The sequence below is a fragment of the Pseudarthrobacter sp. NPDC058329 genome (genome assembly GCF_042879835.1).
Classification (GTDB): domain Bacteria; phylum Actinomycetota; class Actinomycetes; order Actinomycetales; family Micrococcaceae; genus Arthrobacter.
This window is the reverse complement of the sequence record NZ_JBHVZR010000001.1, coordinates 349,787-368,110: the sequence shown is the minus strand read 5'-3', so window position 1 is coordinate 368,110 and position 18,324 is coordinate 349,787. Positions and strand designations below refer to the sequence as shown.

17 protein-coding genes are annotated in these 18,324 nt (G+C 66.7%); 7 read left to right on the top strand and 10 right to left on the bottom strand.

Annotated elements, in window-relative coordinates:
• The first annotated feature begins 58 nt into the window (after positions 1–58).
• Genes ACFVYC_RS01785 through ACFVYC_RS01760 form a run of 6 tightly spaced genes read left to right on the top strand, consistent with a single transcriptional unit; the run spans position 59 to position 6,440 of the window.
• Positions 59–1,558: a hypothetical protein gene (locus tag ACFVYC_RS01785; protein WP_387545912.1), complete on the top strand. Its 1,500-nt coding sequence runs from the start codon at positions 59–61 to the stop codon at positions 1,556–1,558.
• Entirely contained in the window at positions 1,548–2,213 is a 666-nt protein-coding gene (locus ACFVYC_RS01780) for a DUF4129 domain-containing protein (protein ID WP_387545910.1), read from the top strand. Before ACFVYC_RS01785 ends, ACFVYC_RS01780 begins: the two co-directional genes overlap by 11 nt.
• Positions 2,210–3,409: a DUF4350 domain-containing protein gene (locus ACFVYC_RS01775; RefSeq protein ID WP_387545907.1), complete on the top strand. Its 1,200-nt coding sequence runs from the start codon at positions 2,210–2,212 to the stop codon at positions 3,407–3,409. Before ACFVYC_RS01780 ends, ACFVYC_RS01775 begins: the two co-directional genes overlap by 4 nt.
• Complete coding sequence (locus ACFVYC_RS01770) at positions 3,406–4,398, top strand: AAA family ATPase (RefSeq protein WP_387545904.1); 993 nt, start codon at positions 3,406–3,408, stop codon at positions 4,396–4,398. Before ACFVYC_RS01775 ends, ACFVYC_RS01770 begins: the two co-directional genes overlap by 4 nt.
• On the top strand, positions 4,398–5,690 hold the full coding sequence (locus ACFVYC_RS01765) for a DUF58 domain-containing protein (RefSeq protein ID WP_387545902.1): 1,293 nt from the start codon (positions 4,398–4,400) through the stop codon (positions 5,688–5,690). Before ACFVYC_RS01770 ends, ACFVYC_RS01765 begins: the two co-directional genes overlap by 1 nt.
• A 36-nt stretch (positions 5,691–5,726) precedes the next feature.
• Complete coding sequence (locus tag ACFVYC_RS01760; RefSeq protein ID WP_387545900.1) at positions 5,727–6,440, top strand: DUF4166 domain-containing protein; 714 nt, start codon at positions 5,727–5,729, stop codon at positions 6,438–6,440.
• Positions 6,441–6,480: 40 nt separating this feature from the next.
• Here the strand turns inward: ACFVYC_RS01760 and ACFVYC_RS01755 are convergent, their stop codons facing one another.
• The 9 genes from ACFVYC_RS01755 to ACFVYC_RS01715 all read right to left on the bottom strand — a co-directional run bounded on the left by ACFVYC_RS01755 (position 6,481) and on the right by ACFVYC_RS01715 (position 17,110).
• Positions 6,481–7,551, bottom strand: a complete 1,071-nt coding sequence (locus ACFVYC_RS01755; protein ID WP_387545899.1) for a hypothetical protein — start codon at positions 7,549–7,551, stop codon at positions 6,481–6,483.
• Positions 7,548–7,955 (bottom strand): chorismate mutase, encoded by a 408-nt coding sequence (locus tag ACFVYC_RS01750; protein WP_387545897.1) that lies wholly within the window; start codon positions 7,953–7,955, stop codon positions 7,548–7,550. The genes ACFVYC_RS01755 and ACFVYC_RS01750 overlap by 4 nt, the downstream gene beginning before the upstream one ends.
• Before the next feature lie 97 nt (positions 7,956–8,052).
• The gene (locus tag ACFVYC_RS01745) at positions 8,053–9,780 is read right to left on the bottom strand and encodes an ABC transporter ATP-binding protein (RefSeq protein WP_387545895.1); all 1,728 of its coding nucleotides are present in this window, start codon (positions 9,778–9,780) and stop codon (positions 8,053–8,055) included.
• Positions 9,777–10,790, bottom strand: a complete 1,014-nt coding sequence (locus ACFVYC_RS01740; protein WP_387545892.1) for an ABC transporter permease — start codon at positions 10,788–10,790, stop codon at positions 9,777–9,779. Before ACFVYC_RS01740 ends, ACFVYC_RS01745 begins: the two co-directional genes overlap by 4 nt.
• A gap of 2 nt (positions 10,791–10,792) precedes the next feature.
• A complete protein-coding gene (locus tag ACFVYC_RS01735; protein WP_387545890.1) occupies positions 10,793–11,884 on the bottom strand; it encodes an ABC transporter permease in 1,092 nt (363 codons plus the stop codon).
• A 131-nt stretch (positions 11,885–12,015) separates the two neighbouring features.
• The gene (locus tag ACFVYC_RS01730; RefSeq protein ID WP_387545888.1) at positions 12,016–13,647 is read right to left on the bottom strand and encodes an ABC transporter substrate-binding protein; all 1,632 of its coding nucleotides are present in this window, start codon (positions 13,645–13,647) and stop codon (positions 12,016–12,018) included.
• A gap of 236 nt (positions 13,648–13,883) precedes the next feature.
• Positions 13,884–15,020 (bottom strand): tRNA 2-thiouridine(34) synthase MnmA, encoded by a 1,137-nt coding sequence (gene mnmA, locus ACFVYC_RS01725; protein ID WP_387545886.1) that lies wholly within the window; start codon positions 15,018–15,020, stop codon positions 13,884–13,886.
• A 141-nt stretch (positions 15,021–15,161) separates the two neighbouring features.
• A complete protein-coding gene (locus tag ACFVYC_RS01720) occupies positions 15,162–16,391 on the bottom strand; it encodes a cysteine desulfurase family protein (RefSeq protein ID WP_387545884.1) in 1,230 nt (409 codons plus the stop codon).
• A gap of 53 nt (positions 16,392–16,444) precedes the next feature.
• Positions 16,445–17,110, bottom strand: a complete 666-nt coding sequence (locus ACFVYC_RS01715; RefSeq protein ID WP_387545883.1) for a helix-turn-helix transcriptional regulator — start codon at positions 17,108–17,110, stop codon at positions 16,445–16,447.
• 129 nt (positions 17,111–17,239) lie between these two features.
• Here ACFVYC_RS01715 and ACFVYC_RS01710 point away from each other — a divergent pair, with 129 nt between their 5' ends.
• A complete protein-coding gene (locus ACFVYC_RS01710) occupies positions 17,240–17,620 on the top strand; it encodes a hypothetical protein (RefSeq protein WP_387547081.1) in 381 nt (126 codons plus the stop codon).
• Here ACFVYC_RS01710 and ACFVYC_RS01705 read toward each other — a convergent pair.
• Complete coding sequence (locus ACFVYC_RS01705) at positions 17,617–18,315, bottom strand: hypothetical protein (protein ID WP_387545881.1); 699 nt, start codon at positions 18,313–18,315, stop codon at positions 17,617–17,619. The genes ACFVYC_RS01710 and ACFVYC_RS01705 overlap by 4 nt on opposite strands.
• Between the last annotated feature and the right edge of the window lie 9 nt (positions 18,316–18,324).

The following is an 18,324-nucleotide window of genomic DNA, read 5'->3' as shown; positions in this document are numbered from 1 at the left end:
GTTCTCTGCGGCCCGGGTGCCGGCAGCCGAGGTACAGGTACAGGGGGAAGGAACACGGGTGTCACAACAGGATCCTGGCGCGCAGCAGCCCCCGGACGGGGACCGGCCGGCCGAAGACGGCAGTGCGCGCAGCACGCGCCCGGTTCCCGGCAGCGGACCGGGCCTGGGTTCCGATGTCGGCCCGGGCACTCAGGGTCCTACCCAGGGCGCGGCTCACGACGACGTCCAGCCGGGCTTCGGCCCGAACGTTGAGCCTGCGCCCCCCAACGGCCAGTCAGGGTGGGGTCAGCCGCCAACGTGGGGTGCGCCGCCGGCGGGGGGACAACAGCCCGCATGGGGCGGGGCGGCAGTCTGGGGACCATGGCAAGGGCAGCAGCAGGGCACGCCTCAACCCCCTTACCCGGGTCCGGCTTACGGCCAACCCTCCTACGGCCACCCGCCCGCCAACCAGCACCCCTACGGGCAGGCACCTTACAACCAGCCCCGCTACATGGCCCCGCCCAAACCGGGCATCGTCCCGCTGCGCCCCCTGATGTTCGGTGAGATCCTGGACGGCTCGTTCCAGACGATCCGGCGGAACGCAAAAGCCATGTTGGGCGCCGCCGTCCTCGCCCAATCACTCGCCGCAATTCTCGCAGCAGTGATCACTGCTGTGACTGCCACATCGCTGGTCTCCTTTGAAGCGTGGGCGGAGAACGCCAGTCCCGCGGACCTGGCCTCACTCGGCCTGGGGTTTGTGGCCGCCACCCTGGTGGTGGTTGTGCTGACGCTCTTCATCTCGACCGTGCTCCAGGGCGCCATGGTGGTTCCTGTGTCCCGGTCCATCCTCAACCGCACCACGGGTTTCAGGCAGATGTGGGGCCTGGCCCGTTCGCGCGCCTGGGCTCTGATCCGCCTGGCAGCGCTGATGTTAGCTGCGGGTTCGCTCTCATTCCTGGTATTGGCCGGGATCGCCGTGGCGCTGGTCTCCACCATGGAAGGCACGGGAGCCCTCCTGCTCATTCCCCTGGTGCCGGCCTGTATCGCCTTGTTCGTATGGATCTACATCAAACTTTTGGTGGCCCCTGCCGCCATCGTCATCGAAGAGCTGGGCGCGCTGGACGGCCTGCGCCGTTCCTGGACCCTCACCCGGGCCAACTGGTGGCGGATTTTCGGCATCACCCTGGTTGTAAGCATCCTGGTGGGCGTCATCGGGCAGGTGGTCATGATTCCTGTGAGCCTGCTCCCCACCCTCCTTGGTGGTGTCATCTCTCCGCACGGCGGCACTGAACAGGGGATCACCATCGCCGTTGCGGTGGGGGTGGCCACTGCCGTCCTTGGCGCTCTGGTCGGCGCTGTCGGGTACGCCTTCCAAACGTCCGTGATGGCACTGATCTACATGGATCTCCGGATGCGGAAGGACGGGCTGGACATCAGCCTGCTCCGGCTGCTGGAAACGGGCGCAGATCCTGACGGTATTCCGGGGCGCGGGATGACGGCAACCGGGTCGGGACCGTCTTCCGGCATCGGCCCCGGGACCGGCCCCGGCCCCGGCGGAGTCTGGCCGAATGGCCACTGAACCTCCGGTGCAGCCGGGGGCTGAGGAAGCCCGGAGGTGGGCAGCTGAGGAGCTCGCCAAATCCGAGTACCGGGAAGCTCAACCAGGGTGGCTTGATTCGTTGTGGCGCAGTTTCCTGGACTGGTTGCTGTCCCTGGACGGGCCCTCCGGCGAAACGGGCCCGGTACCGGGACCGGTAATCGGAATCGTCATCGCGGTGATCATCGCTATCGCCGTGATCCTGGCCCGGCCCCGCCTGAATCCGAAGGCCCGGCAGAACAATGAAGTCTTCGAGCCGGACAGCGAACTGACAGCTGCGGACTATCGGAAGCGGGCTGAAGCTGCCGCAGCGGCAGGCAAGTGGGGGGACGCCGTCGTCGACCGTTTCCGCGCAGTGGTCCGTTCCGCAGAAGACCGCACTGTCCTCGATCCGCAGCCGGGCCGGACCGCTGATGAAGTGGTCCTCGCCCTGTCCGGCCCGTTCCCTGCTGAGGCGGCGCGCCTGGACCAGGCAGCCAGGACCTTCGACGCAGTACGCTACGGAAACTGGACTGCCGGCAGCGTTGACTACCAGGCCATCACCGGCCTCGACCAGGATCTCGAGGCCGGCAGGCCGGCCGGAAGTTACAGCGGGCGGCACGCCTTCGCCCCGAAGGACCCGACGGCCACGCCATGACAGGGACGGTTTCCGAAGACACACACACGCAAGGCCGCCTCCCCGGCTCGCGGGTTGCCCGCAGGAATCCACTCCGGTGGCTCCGCCGGCACCGGGCTGCCGCTGCGGCGGCAGCCCTGGTGGCCGCGGCGTTGGGACTGGTCATTTGGGGACAACTGGCCCCGAAGGGAGACGGCGTGTCCCTGTCCGTCCACAACCCCGGACCCGACGGGGCACGGGCCGTCAGCCAAATCCTGGGCCGCCATGGCGTGAGTGTCCGGGACTCCGGCAGGTATGAGGACGCGATGGCCGCCCTGGCAGACGGTGACTCCCCCACGCTCCTGTTGCACGACCCTGACGGGTTCCTCGATGACGCGCGGCTGCGCGCGTTGGCCGGCGCGGCGGAGCGCGTGGTGGTTGTATCACCCCGCCTGCAAACACTTGCCGGGCTCGACAGCGGGATCAGCCAGGCCGGCGTTGTGCCCGAGGCATTATCAGTTCTGGAGCCCGGCTGTTCGCTCCCGGATGCGGAAGCTGCCGGCGCGGTGTCCGGAGGTTCGGGCTTCATTTACGACGGCGGGACGTCCTGTTACGGGCCGACGGGTTCCACCGCCGGGCTGCTTGCCGTCAGCGGCGACGGGCACGTTTCGGTCCTGGGCAGTACAGCCATCCTCAGTAACGATCGGCTCGACGAACTGGGCAACGCCGCCCTCGCCATCCGGACCCTGGGCAGCTCGCCGGACCTGGTCTGGTACCTACCGTCCGTGGCGGACCTGGATACTTCCGGTTCCCCGCAAACCCTCGATGAACTGGCGCCTGGCTGGGCACGGTTCCTGGGCCTGTGGCTCACCCTGGTTGCCCTGGCGGCGATCCTGTGGCGGGGCCGGCGGCATGGGCCGCTGGTGTTTGAACCGCTGCCCGTAGTGGTGAAGGCCGTGGAGACGGCCGAGGGACGGGCACGGCTCTATCACGATTCACACGCCATCGATCAGGCACGGGACAACCTGCGGGCCGGGACGCTGGTAAGGCTCTCCCGGAAGCTGCGGCTGGGGCCAGGGGCCACCGCGGACGAGACGGCGGAAGCCACGGCACGGTTCCTGGACCGGCAAGCCAACGACATCAAAGAACTCCTTGACGAACGTCCCCGCAGCGAGTCACGGCTTGTGGCCTGGTCGCAGGAACTGGACACCCTAGAGAAAGAGGTCAACAGCCGATGAGCGAACAAGGCAGCGGCCCCCGGGTCCTTGATAACACCCATGATGCGGCCCGGCAGGCCCTACTGGACGTGCGGCATGAGGTGGCGAAGGCCGTGGTGGGGCAGGATGCCACCGTCACCGGCATGCTGATTGCCCTGCTTTCACAAGGGCACGTGCTGCTGGAGGGGGTACCGGGCGTGGCCAAGACCCTGCTGGTGCGGGCGTTGTCCGCGGCGCTCAGCCTTGACACCAAACGGGTGCAGTTCACCCCGGACCTGATGCCCGGAGACGTCACCGGGTCCCTGGTCTACGACTCCCACACGTCGGAGTTCTCGTTCCGCGAGGGTCCGGTCTTCACGAACCTCCTGCTGGCGGACGAGATCAACCGGACCCCGCCCAAGACCCAGGCGTCGCTGCTCGAGGCCATGGAGGAGCGCCAGGTCTCGGTGGACGGTGTTTCCAGCCCTCTGCCCTCGCCGTTCCTGGTTGCCGCCACCCAGAACCCGGTGGAGTACGAGGGCACCTATCCCCTCCCCGAGGCCCAGCTGGACCGGTTTTTGCTGAAGCTCACCATGCCGCTGCCGGAGCGCCGGGAGGAGATGGAAGTGATCCGGAGGCACGCCGCGGGTTTCGATCCGCGGGACCTTGCCGCTGCCGGTGTCCGCGCGGTGGCAGGGGCGGCGGACCTGGAGCGGGCGCGGCATGCGGTGTCCACCGTTGCAGTGGAGCAGGAAATCATCGGCTACATCGTGGACCTTGCAAGGGCCACCCGTTCGGCGCCGTCGTTCCAGCTGGGAGTGTCACCGCGCGGTGCAACGGCGCTTTTGAACACGTCCAGGTCCTGGGCGTGGTTGTCGGGGCGGGGCTTCGTCACCCCGGATGATGTCAAGGCGCTGGCACTGCCCTGCCTTCGGCACCGGGTGGCCCTGCAGCCTGAAGCGCAGATGGACGGGGTCCGGGTGGACGACGTCCTGGCCAGCATCCTCGCGTCCGTACCCGTACCGCGCTGATGGCCATTTCCGGGCGGTTTGTGCTGCTGGTGCTGCTGGGCCTGGTGCCGGTCCTGCTGCTGCCCGGCTGGGGAACGGTCCTCCTCGTGGCCGGCTGCCTGCTTACCCTGGCAGCCGTGGACCTGGCCCTGGCCGGCTCGCTCCGCCAGGTCCACGTTGCGCGCCGGGAACCCGGCAATGTCACGCTGCACGGGACCGCACAGTCTGTAGTCACTGTCCGGAATGATGGACGGCGCCGCGTGCGCGGGACCCTGCGGGATGCCTGGCAGCCCTCCGCCGGGGCACACAATCCGGTCCAGGACATCAACGTTCCGGGTGGGGAAGGCCGGCGGACCACCGTGCGGCTGCAGCCCGCCAGACGCGGGGACCTTAAGGCCCCGCACGTCACCATCCGCTCCTTCGGCCCGTTGCTGCTGGCTGCCCGCCAGCGGACCCTTGACTGCCCCGGATTACTGCGGGTCCTGCCCCCGTTTCATTCGCGACGGCACCTGCCGTCCAAACTCCGGAAACTGCGCGAGCTCGACGGCAAAGCCGCCGTCCAGATCCGAGGTGCCGGCAGGGAGTTCGATTCCCTGCGCGATTACGTCAGGGGCGACGACGTCCGGTCCATCGACTGGCGGGCCACGGCGCGCCGGTCTTCGGTGGTGGTACGGACCTGGCGTCCGGAACGCGACCGGCGAGTGGTTATGGTCCTTGACACATCACGGACGTCGGCTGCAAGGATCGACGATGAGCCACGCCTGGACACCGGCATGGAGGCAGCCCTCCTCCTGGGCGTCCTCGCTGAGCGGGGCGGGGACCGGGTGGACTTCCTGGCCTTCGACCGGCGGACCCGGGCCAGGGCGGGAAGTGCGGGACAGGGCAATCTCCTCGGCCAACTGGTCCAGGCAATGGCGCCATTGGAGGCCGAACTTATCGAACTGGACTGGTCAGCGATTCCGGGGCAGGTCCGCGCTGTTTCCGCGCACCGGTCCCTGGTGGTCTTGTTGACCTCGTTGGAGGGCGGCGCCCCCGAGGAAGGCCTCATCCCCACTGCGGTGCAACTGGCCCGTCAGCATGTCGTGGTGGTTGCAGCGGTCCGGGACCCCCAGCTCGGCCTGATGCTGCAGGAACGTGACAGCGCAGCCGGTGTATTCCGTGCCGCCGCTGCCGAACGCGCCCTTCTGCAACGCGCGGCAGTCACCACCGAGCTCCGCCACCACGGGGTGGAGGTGGTTGACGCCGAGCCGCAGGAACTGCCGCCCCGCTTGGCTGACATGTACATCAGGCTGAAGGCTGCAGGTAGATTGTGAAGTCACGATTGCTGTCAGTGTCCCGAGGAGGTCTCCATGTATTCACCGATCTACCAGCAGGCTCTGGGACCGGACTTCCACCGGCTGCAGCCCGAACTGCAGGAATACTTTGCCCTGGTTCCAGGCAGCGGCCAGTACGGCGTGGGTGAAGGCACCTTCGACGTTGTCGGTTGCAGGCAGGACTGGCTGCGTCCCCTGCTGCGGCTGACCGGCGGGGAGGAAGCGTTCTTTCCCGAGTACGGGGAGAATGTTCCGTTCCGGATTGAGAACCACGCCCACCAGGACCCCTTTGGCAGGTCCAGCCTGACCGCCCGGCGCGAAATCCGTTTTCCCGAAAGGAAACGGATTTTCCAGGACACCACGAGCCTGACCCGCCGAAGTGGCACACCCCAACTCGTCGACTACGTGGGCCGGTACCGGCGGCTCGTGACGGACCTGAACCTGAGCGTGACGCCGGAAGGGCGGCTCCGCGGCGTTTCCGAGGCGTCAAGGCTTTTCCTCGGCCCCCTCCGCATTCCCCTTCCGGCAGCACTGGATGCCAAAGCCTATGCGGAACAGTGGTGGGACGCGGCCCACGGAAGAAACGGCAAACACCATATCCAGGTCAAGGTGATCCAGCCCCAGGTGGGCCTGGTGCTGGTTTACGCCGGCAGCTTCGACTACAGGCTGCGCCCCTACACCGGCGGAAGCTCCGCGCAGAGCTTCCTGCCGCGGTACGCGCAGCCGGACCGTTGGGAAAACAGGGTCTGAACCGCCGGCCCTGTGCTGACGGTGGCCGTAGCCTTCGGCACTAGCCTTGCGCCAGCTCGTTCAGCCCGTCGGCAAGCTGGGTAAGGCGTCCGAGGACAGCCGTGGCTTGGGCAGGGGTACGGCCTGCCAGTCCGGCAGAGGGTGTAACCCGCACGGTACTGAGGGCCGTGGCAGGCAGGCCCAGCTCCCGCCAGGGGCGCCACACGGCCTCCACGCCGTCAGCTACCCTGGGCAGGGATCCCGCCACGTCCAATGCGCCAAGCCACAGGCACTTGTCCGCTTCCGCGGCCCCGGCCAACTGCTCCCACTGCCTGGAAGTCAGGGCCTTCAGCGGAACAGCGATACCGTCGGCCCCGGCCGCGAGGATCTGCTCGAAGGGCGCCTCAATTTCGGGAACCGCAATGACGATTTCGGCGGCGCCCGCGGTCCGCAAAGCGTCCAGGACAACGCGCCAGGACTCCCGCGCTTCCGAGGCTGACACCGCACGCAAGGTCCGGTAGCCACTGGAGGTGGGGATGGTTCCGGCCAGGACTGCCGCGATATCAGGCTCGTCCACCTGCACCACGAGCCGGGCACCCGGCACAGCTGCGGAAACCCGCGAAAGATAAGTCCCGACGCCGGCGGCAAGCGAGGCAGCCAGATCCCGCCGGGCGCCGAAGTCGAGAAGGGCGCGCTCGCCGTTATGCAGGTGGAGGCCAGCCGCCAGGCTGAGCGGACCCACCAGCTGGACCTTGACCTCTGCAGCGGGCCTTTCCTCGGCCCCCGCTACGTCGGCCAGGATGTTGATGTCAGTGGCAAGGGCGGAAGCAGCGCGGCGAAAGTCCCTACCGGGACGGTCCACGAGCCGCCAGCCGTAGGGCTGGACGTCCACCGCAAGCTCAGCCAGGAGGCTGGCAGTGCGTCCCAGGGCATCTGAACCGACACCCCGTTCCGGCAGTTCCGCCAGGAACGGCAAGTGCGGACTGCCCAGTTCACCCCGGATGATTTTTGCCGCTTCCACCGGATCTTCGCCCGGCCATGGGCCCAGCCCGGTAGCGGTTACCTCGCGCGGCGGTGCCTCGTTTTGGCGGGCGGATCCGGAACCCGCCTGGTGCCATTCGCCGACGCTCACGCGAGTGCTGATGCCTGCGGGTGCTGTCCGGAGGCGGCCTCATGGTCCTCGGCAATCGCCTCGTGATGCCGGATCACCTCACCGATGATGAAATTGAGGAACTTCTCCGCAAACGCGGGATCCAGGTGGGCATCTTCGGCCAGCCTGCGGAGCCTGGCAATCTGGGCCGCCTCGCGCCCGGGGTCCCCCGCGGGCAGCCGGTGGGTGGCTTTGAGGAACCCCACTTTCTGGGTGGCCTTGAAGCGCTCGGCCAGGAGGTAGACCAGCGTGGCGTCGATGTTGTCGATGCTGGAGCGGATGGACAGCAGTTCAGCCATCACCGAGTTGTCCACCTGGCCGGCCAACGAACTGGCGGAGGGGTCGAAGTCATCGGAGTCAGGGGCGTGAAGGTTGTGCTGCGTCATGGTCCAAGTCTATGGGAGGGCTCCTGATTCGGCCGGGTGTTAAGCGCCGGTGCCGGTATCCGGCACCGGCGCTTAACCTCGTCCTCGCCTCAACCCGTCACTTGCCGAGCAGTGCCCGGTGCGCTTCCCGCCGCCTCTCTTGTTCCTGCGGATCCGGTACAGGCAGGGACGCGATGAGCCGCCGCGTGTAATCATGCTGCGGGTTTGTCATCACGTGGCTGCCGATCCCCTGCTCCACCAGCTTTCCCTTGTACAGCACGCCCACCCAGGAGGACAGTGTGTCCACCACCGCCAGGTCGTGGCTGATGAAGAGGCAGGCAAAGCCGAACTCCTGCTGGATGTCCTTGAAGAGCTCCAAGACCTTCGCCTGCACCGAAACGTCCAGGGCCGACGTCGGCTCATCAGCTATCAGCAGCCTCGGATTCAGGCTGAGGGCCCGTGCCAGGGACGCGCGCTGGCGCTGGCCGCCGGAAAGCTCGTGCGGGTACCGTCCCGCGTACGACGCCGGCAGCTGCACCGATTCGAGCAACTCACCCACGCGTTTGCGCGCCTGCGCCGGGCTTGGCCTGGTGTGGATGACCATGGGTTCGGCGATGCAGTCCCCGATGGTCAGCTGCGGGTTGAAGGAGGCCGCCGGGTCCTGGAACACGAAGCCGATGTCCTTCCGGAGCGGCCTGAAGGTGCGTTCCCGGTGGTTCAGCATCTCGTAGCCCAGGACGCGAAGGCTGCCGCCGGTGGTCCTGTTGAGGCCGGCGATCGCGCGCCCGATGGTGGTCTTCCCCGAGCCGGACTCCCCCACCAGTCCGAACACTTCTCCCCTGGACAGGGTAAAGCTGACCCCGTCCACGGCCTTGAACGCGGGCGTACCCAGCCTGCCGGGGTACTCGATGGTCAGGTTGCCGGCTTCCACCAGGATTTCCTCATCCTGGTGTGCCCGGCTGGTCAGTCCTTCCGAGGCGGAGTTGTGCCCCAGGTGCGGCACCGCGGCCAGCAGCTTCCGGGTGTAGTCCTGCCGCGGGTCTGCGAACAGGGTGCGGGCCGGCGCTTCCTCGACGACGTCCCCCTGGTACATCACCACCACGCGGTCGGCGAGGTCTGCCACCACTCCCATGTTGTGCGTGATGAGCACAATGGACGTGCCGTACTTGTCCCGCAGGTCCCGCAGCAGTTCCAGGATCTCGGCCTGGACTGTGACGTCCAGCGCGGTGGTGGGCTCATCGGCGACGATCAGGCCGGGATTCAGCGCCAGTGCCGCGGCGATGACCACCCGCTGCTTTTGCCCGCCGGAGAACTGGTGCGGGTAGTAGTCGACGCGGTGTTCCGGATCGGGGATGCCCACCTTGCGGAGTGCTTCGATGGCCCTGGTCTTGGCGTCCTTGGCGGAAACCCGTTTGCCCCCGGCGCCTGCGTGGGCACGGATACCCTCGGCGATCTGCCACCCCACGGTGAAGACCGGGTTCAGAGCCGTGGACGGTTCCTGGAAAACCATGGCAACGTCCCGCCCGCGGATCTGGCGCAGGCGGGCGGCACTGACGCTGATGACGTCGGCCCCGTTGATCACCACGGCACCGGAACTGCTCGCCGTCTCCGGGAGCAGGCCCAGGATTGTCTTCGCCGTAACAGTTTTCCCCGATCCGGACTCCCCCACGATCGCGAGCACTTCCCCCTCCCTGACCTCCAGGCTGACGTCCTTGACCGCATGGACCGGACCGCCGTCGGTGGCGAACGTGACCTGGAGGTGGTCGATGTCGAGGACCGGGCGGCCGCCGTCGGACGGGCCGTCCCCAGTGTGCCGCCCCGACAACGGATCGATGTTGATCGTCATAGTGTCCTGCCTTCGATTGCCATGGCGGCGTTGTCCACCGGGGCCGGGGAACTGCCGCTTGTGCTCTTGCGTCCACGCAGGCGCGGATCGTTGAGGTCGTTGATGCTTTCGCCCACCAGGGTCAGGCCCACCACGGTCAGCACGATGGCCAGGCCCGGGAACATGCCGGTCCACCAGATTCCGGAGGTGGTGTCGGCGAGCGCCTTGTTGAGGTCGAAGCCCCATTCCGCGGCCGAGCTGGGCTCGATACCGAAACCAAGGAACCCCAGGCCGGCGAGCGTGAGGATGGCCTCGGACGCGTTGAGGGTAAAGATCAGCGGCAGGGTACGGGTGGCGTTGTGGTAGATGTGGCGGCTCATGATGCGGATGTTGGAGGCGCCCACCACTTTGGCGGACTCCACGAACGGCTCAGCCTTCAACCTCACGGTCTCCGCCCTGATGACCCGGAAATACTGCGGGATGAACACCAGCGTGATGGCTGTACCGGCGGCGAAGATGCCGCCGATGAGGCTGGACTGGCCACCGCTGATGACGATGGCCATCACAATGGCTACCAGCAGCGACGGAAAGGCGTAGACGGCGTCGGCAATCACCACCAGGATCCGGTCCAGCCACCCGCCCAGGTAACCACTGACCAGCCCCAGGACGACGCCGACGACGATGGACATGGTCACGGCGACGACGATCACCAGGATCGCCGTCTGCGCTCCCCAGATCACCCTGGAGAGGACGTCGTAGCCGCCGACGGTTGTGCCGAGAAGGTGCTTGCCGCCCGGGGCCTGCTGCGTGGGGAAGTTGCCGTCGGCGTCGGAAAGCTGGGAGAAGCCGTAGGGCGCAAGCAGCGGGGCGAAGAGGGCCGTCAGGACAAAGGCGCCGGTGAGGATCAGGCCCGCCACCAGCATGCCGCGCTGAAGCCCGACGCTCTTGTTGTAGTGCGAGATGACAGGCAGGCGCCGGTACCAGGGCGCCCGAGGACTTTCCATGGGAACAGGAACGGCTGGGATGCTCATGGTCAGTACCTCACACGGGGATCGATCAGCGCGGCGATGATGTCCACGATGAAGTTGGTCATGGCCACGATGATGGCCAGCAGCACCACGATGCCCTGGACGGCGACAAAGTCACGCGCGGTGAGGTAGTTGGCCAACTGGAATCCCAGGCCCTTCCACTCGAAGGTCTTTTCCGTCAGCACTGCGCCGCCGAGCATCACTGCTATTTGCAGCCCCATCACGGTGATGATCGGGATCAGGGCGGGTTTGTAGGCGTGCTTGGTGACGAGGCGGAATTCGCTGACTCCCCTGGATCGGCCAGCCTCCACATAATCCCTGCCCAAGGTTCCGATGACGTTGGTCCGGACAAGGCGGAGGAAGATTCCGGCGGTCAGGAGCCCCAGCGCCACGGCCGGAAGTACTGCGTGGGCCAGGACGTCGCTGAGCGCGGCCATGTTTCCGCTGCGGAGCGCGTCCAGCCAGTAGATCCCTGTGGGGGCCTCGAGGGACGTCAGTGCGAGTTCGCTGGATGTTTTCGCCCTGCCAGCTACCGGCAGCCAGCCCAACCAGACAGCGAAGGTGAGCTTGAGCAGCATGCCCGCAAAGAATACGGGGGTTGCGTAGCAAAGAATGGCGAAGACGCGCAGGACGGCGTCGGGCGCCTTGTCCCGGCGGTGCGCGGCAACCATGCCGAGGGGGATGCCCACCAGGAGGGCGACCAGCAGTGCGTTGATGGTCAGCTCGAGGGTCGCGGACCCGTAGGTGGTGAGCATTTCGACGACGGCCCGGTTGTCCGTGAGGGTGCGGCCGAAGTTGCCGGTGGCCAGTTGGCCAAGGTACTCGAAGTACTGGACCAGGAGGGGCCGGTCGTAGCCGGCGGCCTGGATGCGCTCCTGAAGCTGGTCCGCGGGCAACCGTCCACCCATGGCTGCCGTGATGGGGTCACCGGTGATCCTCATCAGGAAAAAGACCATTGTCACGAGGATGAAGATCGTGGGGAAGATCAGCAGGAAACGGACCAGGATGTACTGCCCCAGCCCCCCGCCGGAAGATTTTTTGCTGGCCGGGAGAAGGCCGTCCGCGTCGCTTGGCGGCGCGTCTACAAGTGTTGTCATGGGTACCTAAGGTTGTAGGTTTACGGCGCCGCGGCTCCGGCAGGAGGGCGGCACCGCGACCAGCACGTCGGGGCGGGACGCCCGGCAGGCGCCCCGCCCCGTGTGCGGTCATAACCGGGTGGCTGTTGGACCTACTTGGACATCACGCCAAGGCGGGTCTTGAACGACGGGTCCAGGGTCTTTTCGACGCCCTGGACATCCGTTCCGGCCACCATCACCTGGGCACCCTGCAGCAGCGGCAGCGTGGAGAGATCCTTGGCAATGGCTTCCTGGGCCTGGCCCAGCAGTTCACTGCGCTCCGCCTTGTCCGTGGTCACCAGCTGCTTTTTCACGATGTCGGTCACGGCAGTGCTCTCGTAGTGGTTCCCGAGGAAGTTGCCGGGGATGAAAAACGGGGTCAGGTAGTTGTCCGCGTCCGAGTAGTCCGGGAACCAGCCAAGCTGGTAGGCCGGGTAGGCATCCGCACGGCGTTCCTTGGTGTAGGTGGTCCACTCCGTGGACTTGAGGTCCACGGTGAAGAGGCCCGACTTCTCCAGCTGTTCCTTCACGAGGGCGTACTCGTCTGCGGCGGACGTGCCGTACCGGTCCGTGTACTGCAGCTTGAGGTCAACCACGGAGGTGATGCCGGCGTCGGCCAGGACTTTCTTGGCCTTGTCCAGGCTGGGCTTGCCGCTGCCGTCACCGTAAAGGCTCTTCAGCGGCTCCGTGGCTCCCTCGAATTCCTTCGGGACGTAGGAGTACACGGGGGTGTACGTGTTCTTGAAGACCTGGGAGGCAATGACGTCGCGGTCCACGAGGTGCGCCACGGCCTGGCGGACGGCCAGGGACTTGGCGGCATCGGCCTCGGGCGTCTTGGCACCGAACGGCATGGTGTCGAAGTTGAACACGATGTAGCGGAGCTCTCCGCCGGGGCCCTTGTGGACCTTGACCTTGGAGTCCTTTTCCAGGTCCGAGACGTCCGTGGCTGTGAGGATGCGGCCGGCGACGTCGATGTTGCCCTGCTGGACATCGAGTTTCAGGTTGTTCGGGTCCGCATAGTGCTTGAGCGTGGCGCCGTCGTTGGAGGCCGCGCCCAGGAGTCCCTGGTAGTTCGGGTTCGGTTTGAAGCTGACCAGTTCGTTCTTTTTGTAGCTTTCAATCGTGTACTGGCCTGCGAACGGCTTCGCGGCGACGATGGCGTCATCATCCATGACCTTGTCCGCCGGGAAGACTTCCTCGTCCACAATCGGTCCCGGGTTGGAGGCAAGGACGCCGGGGAATACCTGGTCGTTGGCTGCGGCGAGGGTGAACACCACCGTGTTGGCGTCCGTCGCCTCGATCTTTTCCATGTTCGAGAGGAGCGAGGCGGGCCCGTTGGGATCGTCGATGGCCTTCACGCGGTTGAACGAGAAGACGACGTCGGAGGAGTCGAGGGTGTTGCCGTTGGCGAACTTCAGGCCCGGCTTCAGTTTCACCGTGTACTCGGTGGGGCTGGTGAAGGAGGCCGACTCTGCGATATCGGGGCTGGCATCGGCGGTGCCGGGCTTGTAGTTAAGCAGGAAGGGGTAGATCTGGTTCATCACCATAAACGAGCCGCCGTCATATGAGCCAGCGGGATCCAGCGTGACAACTTTGTCAGTGGTTCCGTACGTGATGGCACCGCCGCCGGCACCGCCGGTTGAGGTTCCGCCGCCGCCTGAGGGGCCCGTGCAGGCCGTCAGTGCCAGTGCGGAAATACCTGCCAGCGCGATCGCGCCGTGCAGTGCCTTGTTGCTCTTCGTCATCTGTGAACTTTCTGTTCGATGAGTACGCGCCCCGCGGCCCCCTGTAGGGTGCCTTTACTGAAGCGGGTGCGCGCTGTGCTGATGCCTAGATTCAATCAGAGAGTCAACCCCCGGGCGGGCCCATTTAGTGAGTTGAGACACAAAATTTACCTGAATGATGCGCGGCTCTCACTTGCCGGCGCGCCACAAAAAACGCCGCCCCGGTGGAACCGGGGCGGCGTTTGGGAGATGTTGGCCTACAGCTCGGCGCGCTGCAGGGAACGGGCGGCGTCGATGGTTGCCTGGCCCAGTACCCGGCTGCCCTGATAGAGGACCACTGTCTGCCCGGGGGCGACGCCGCGCAAGGGGGTAGTCAGCCTGACCACCAGCTGGCCGCCGGAAGCACCCGCGCCGTCGGAAAGTTTCATATGCGCCGTCGCGGGAACAGGATCCCCGTGCGCACGGACCTGGGCGTAGCAGTCGAACTCAACGCCCGTCTCCACCTCGGCGATGGGCAGTCCCGCCCAGGACACCTTGATGCCCCGGATCTCGTCGATGCCCAGCAGGGCCTCAGGACCCACCACCACCTTGTTCTCCTTGGGCCGGATCTCGAGGACGAACCGTGGCTTGCCGTCGGCTGCGGGGGTGCCGAGCTTGAGGCCGCGGCGCTGGCCCACGGTGAAGGCGTTGGCACCGGGGTGCTCCCCCACCTTGGTGCCTGTTTCGTCCACGATGTCGCCTGTGGACATGTCGATTTTTTCTGCCAGCCAGCCCGCAGTGTCGCCGTCGGGGATGAAGCAGATGTCGTGGCTGTCGGGCTTGTTGGCCACCGACAGGCCGCGCCGCTCCGCCTCTGCGCGCACTTCAGCCTTGGAAGGGGTGTCGGCCAGCGGGAACATGGAGTGCTTGAGCTGCTCGTGGGTGAGGACACCCAGGACGTAGCTCTGGTCCTTGGCCCAATCGGCGGCGCGGTGGAGTTCGCGGTTGCCGTCGGCGTCCTCGATCACCTTTGCGTAGTGGCCGGTGCAGACGGCGTCGAAGCCGAGGGCAATCGCCTTTTCCAGGAGTGCGGCGAACTTGATCCGCTCGTTGCAGCGCATGCACGGGTTGGGCGTGCGGCCGGCAGCGTATTCGTCGATGAAGTCCTGGACAACGTCCTCCTTGAAACGTTCCGAGAAGTCCCAGACGTAGTAAGGAATGCCCAAGACGTCGCAGGCGCGCCAGGCGTCCCGGGAGTCCTCGATGGTGCAGCAGCCCCGGCTTCCGGTGCGCAGCGTGCCGGGCATGCGGGACAACGCGAGGTGGACCCCGACGACGTCGTGTCCGGCCTCGACGGCGCGGGCTGCGGCTACGGCGGAGTCAACTCCGCCGCTCATTGCTGCTAGAACTCGCATACTGGCTTTCTGTTGGGAGTGTATTCGGGCCGGCGCTGCGGCCGGGCACCGGCTGCCGGTGCCCATAGGGGCAGGCAGGCTTTCGGAAACGATCTAAACGATCTTCGCCTATCTATTCTACGGCCTGCCGCCGAGGCGGGGTCAGCGGCTGTCCGAACTCTGGCGGGCAACGGTGCCGGCAGTCTGGATGGACGACTCGTGGCCTGCCATCCCTGCCTGACGCGCCCGCGCATAGGCACCGGGAAGCGCGGCCAGCAGGGCATCGACGTCCTCGCCCTTCGAGGAGTGCCCCAGGGTGAAGCGCTGGGCTCCCCGTGCTGTCTCCTCATCCAGTCCCATGGCCAGCAGCACGTGGGAGGGCCGCGGCACCCCCGCGGTGCAGGCTGACCCGGTGGACGATTCCACACCTGCCAGATCCAGGAGGAACAGCAGGGAGTCCCCTTCGCAGCCGGGGAAGGTGAAGTGCGCGTTGCCCGGGAGCCGGCCGTCCCCGGCTGCGCCGCGCAGGACTGCTTCCGGCACGCGCTCGCGGACGCCGTCGACCAGGCGGTCGCGCAGGGCGGCAATCCGGGCGGATTCCGGGCCGAGGTGCGCGGCGGCAGACTCCGCTGCCGCCGCGAAAGCTGCGATGGAGGCAGTATCCAGGGTGCCCGAGCGGACATCGCGTTCCTGGCCACCGCCGTGCTGGACCGGGGTGAGTTTCACCGACCGTCCCAACAGCAGGGCGCCGACTCCCACGGGTCCCCCGATCTTATGGCCGGAGACGGACATGGCGTCCAAGCCTGAGGCCTTGAAGTCAACGGGCAGCGCTCCGAAGGCCTGGACGGCGTCGGAGTGGACGGGGATACCGGCGGCGTGCGCCAGTTCCACGATGCGAGCGATGGGCTGGATGGTGCCCACCTCGTTGTTGGCCCACATCACCGTCACAAGGGCGATGGTGTCGGGGTCGCGGGACAGCTCAGCTTCGAGGAAAGGAAGATCCACAACCCCGTCCGCGTCAACCGGAAGCCAGGTGACGGCCGCGCCTTCGTGGCGTTCCAGCCACTCCACGGTGTCCATCACTGCGTGGTGTTCGACGGCGGAACACAGGATGCGCCGCCGCGCGGGGTTCCCGCCCGCCCGGGCCCAGTACAGGCCTTTGACCGCGAGGTTGTCCGCCTCGGTGCCGCCGGAAGTGAAAATCACCTCGGATGGATGGGCGCCCGCCGAGGCCGCGAGGGCTTCCCGCGCATCTTCGACGGCCCGGCGGGCCCTCCGGCCGGAGCCATGGAGCGAGGACGGGTTGCCGGTGCGGGCAAGTTCGCGCGTCAGCGCAGCCAGCGCTTCGGGGGAAAGAGGCGTGGTGGCTGCGTGGTCGAGGTAAGCGGGCACCCTGTAATTCTAGCCGCCTGACCCCTTGGCGCCCGGGCGCAGCTTCGCACGGCTCAGGCCGGCGGCAAGATCCTGGCGCAGCAGTGCCCGGGCAGATCCGCCGGCGCGACGCGGTCGTCGGATGCATCAAAGCGGGCTGCCCCGCCGCGGAGGAACGCACCGTTCATAGTGCAGACCACGCCCGGATGCCCGTCCGAAAGGCGGTGGAATGGGCAGTTCGGCAGCCGGAAACCGCCGTCGCCATCCGGCTCCGGGCGGTAGCCCGCCTGGACCAGGAAGTCCTGCAGGGTCTCGGCCGCCGCAGCCAGGGAGCGCCCCTTGCGAAATGACTCCGCGGGCAATGACTCACCAACAGGTTCGCCTTCGGTGATGGACCGCTCGATCGCTGCGGCCAAAAGTTCGCCGGCGAGGTCGTAGTTCCGGTCCGGTACCGAGGCCCCAATCTCGCCTGTAACAGGGCGGTACATCTTGGCAGGGCGGCCTGAACCCGGTCCCGACTTCCCCGGCGGCTTGTGGAACTCCACCGCCAAAAGGCCGTCCTGCACCAGCCGGTCCAGGTGGAAGGAAACAGTACTCCTGGGAATTCCGGTAGCACCGGCAACCTCATCCCGGCTGACGGCTCCGGGCGAGGCCGCAACAAGCTCGAAGAGCTGCCGGCGTTTTTCATCACCAAGGGAGGCGAGCGCCGCCATCCGGCCCGCCCAGGAAAGTCTGCTCATTGCCCACCAATCCAAAATCAAGATGCATTGATTATAGACCCTGCCCGATTCTAAAATAGAAGAACCTATTTTTAGAAGGAGTGAGCTGTGAAAACCACATCAGCACTGCGCACCAACGCCATCACAACGATGGATCCCGCACAGCAGGCGTTCCTGTTGCTGCGGACCGTCTTTACGGTGGCCCCTCTCGTCTTCGGGCTGGACAAGTTCACCAACCTCCTGGCCGACTGGACCATCTACCTCGCGCCGCAGGCCACAGCCCTGGTTCCGTTGCCCGCCCAATCCTTGATGTACGCCGTCGGGGTGGTGGAAATCCTCGCCGGCATCGCGGTAGCAGTCCGTCCCCGGTTCGGATCGCTCCTTGTAGCAGCCTGGCTGGCCGGAATCATCATCAACCTGCTGCTGCTGGGAGCGTTCTTTGACGTGGCACTGCGTGACTTTGGACTGCTGGTGGGCGCCTTGGCCCTCAACAGGCTCTCCCGCCGGACTGCCGCGCCGGCCCGGGCTTAGGCTGAGGGCGGCAGGACCGGCAAGAACGAGGCCACGTCAGCGCGGGCCGTTGCCAGGGATGCCGCGTCGGGACACGACACGGAAACGTACACCGACGATTCCGCCGTGCCAAACAGCCTGGCCAGCACGGCAGTAGCCCTGCCGCCGCCCCCTGCAGCCTGTTCCAATACCAGCACCTCAACGGCGCGGCCCGGGGAGGACCCGTCCCCTCCCCACCGCAGCGTGCCGGCTTTCAGGTAGTCGGGCAGGATGGTCGGATCCAGATACTGAAAGAGGGCTACGGTGGACTCGCGGTCGTCGCCGCGGACCAGCACCGACTGGTTGGTCCGGACCTTGGCAGCAACCATGCAGCCATCGGCTTTCAGATACTGGCTTTCGCCGGCAACGTTGTTCTTCACTATCTTCCAGGCGGGAGCGTCCTTCAGTCCATCCGAGATTCCCACAGGTACCCGGGGCGCCAGGATGCCGCCGGATGCGAAGGGCAAGTCCTGCGCGGCCACCGCTTCTGCGTCATGGCCCGGCGTGATGGTGGGTGTGGCTGGGACAGGGGCGCTTTCCACGGGTTTCGGCGCGCCTGGATCGGGCACGCCAACGCTGCAGCCGCCGGTCACCGCAGCGGCGAGCACGGCAGCCATCAGCGGCACGGTTCCGGGCCGGACCCTGCCGGACCCATCCGCCGTCGTCGGCTTTCGCATGTCCACCCC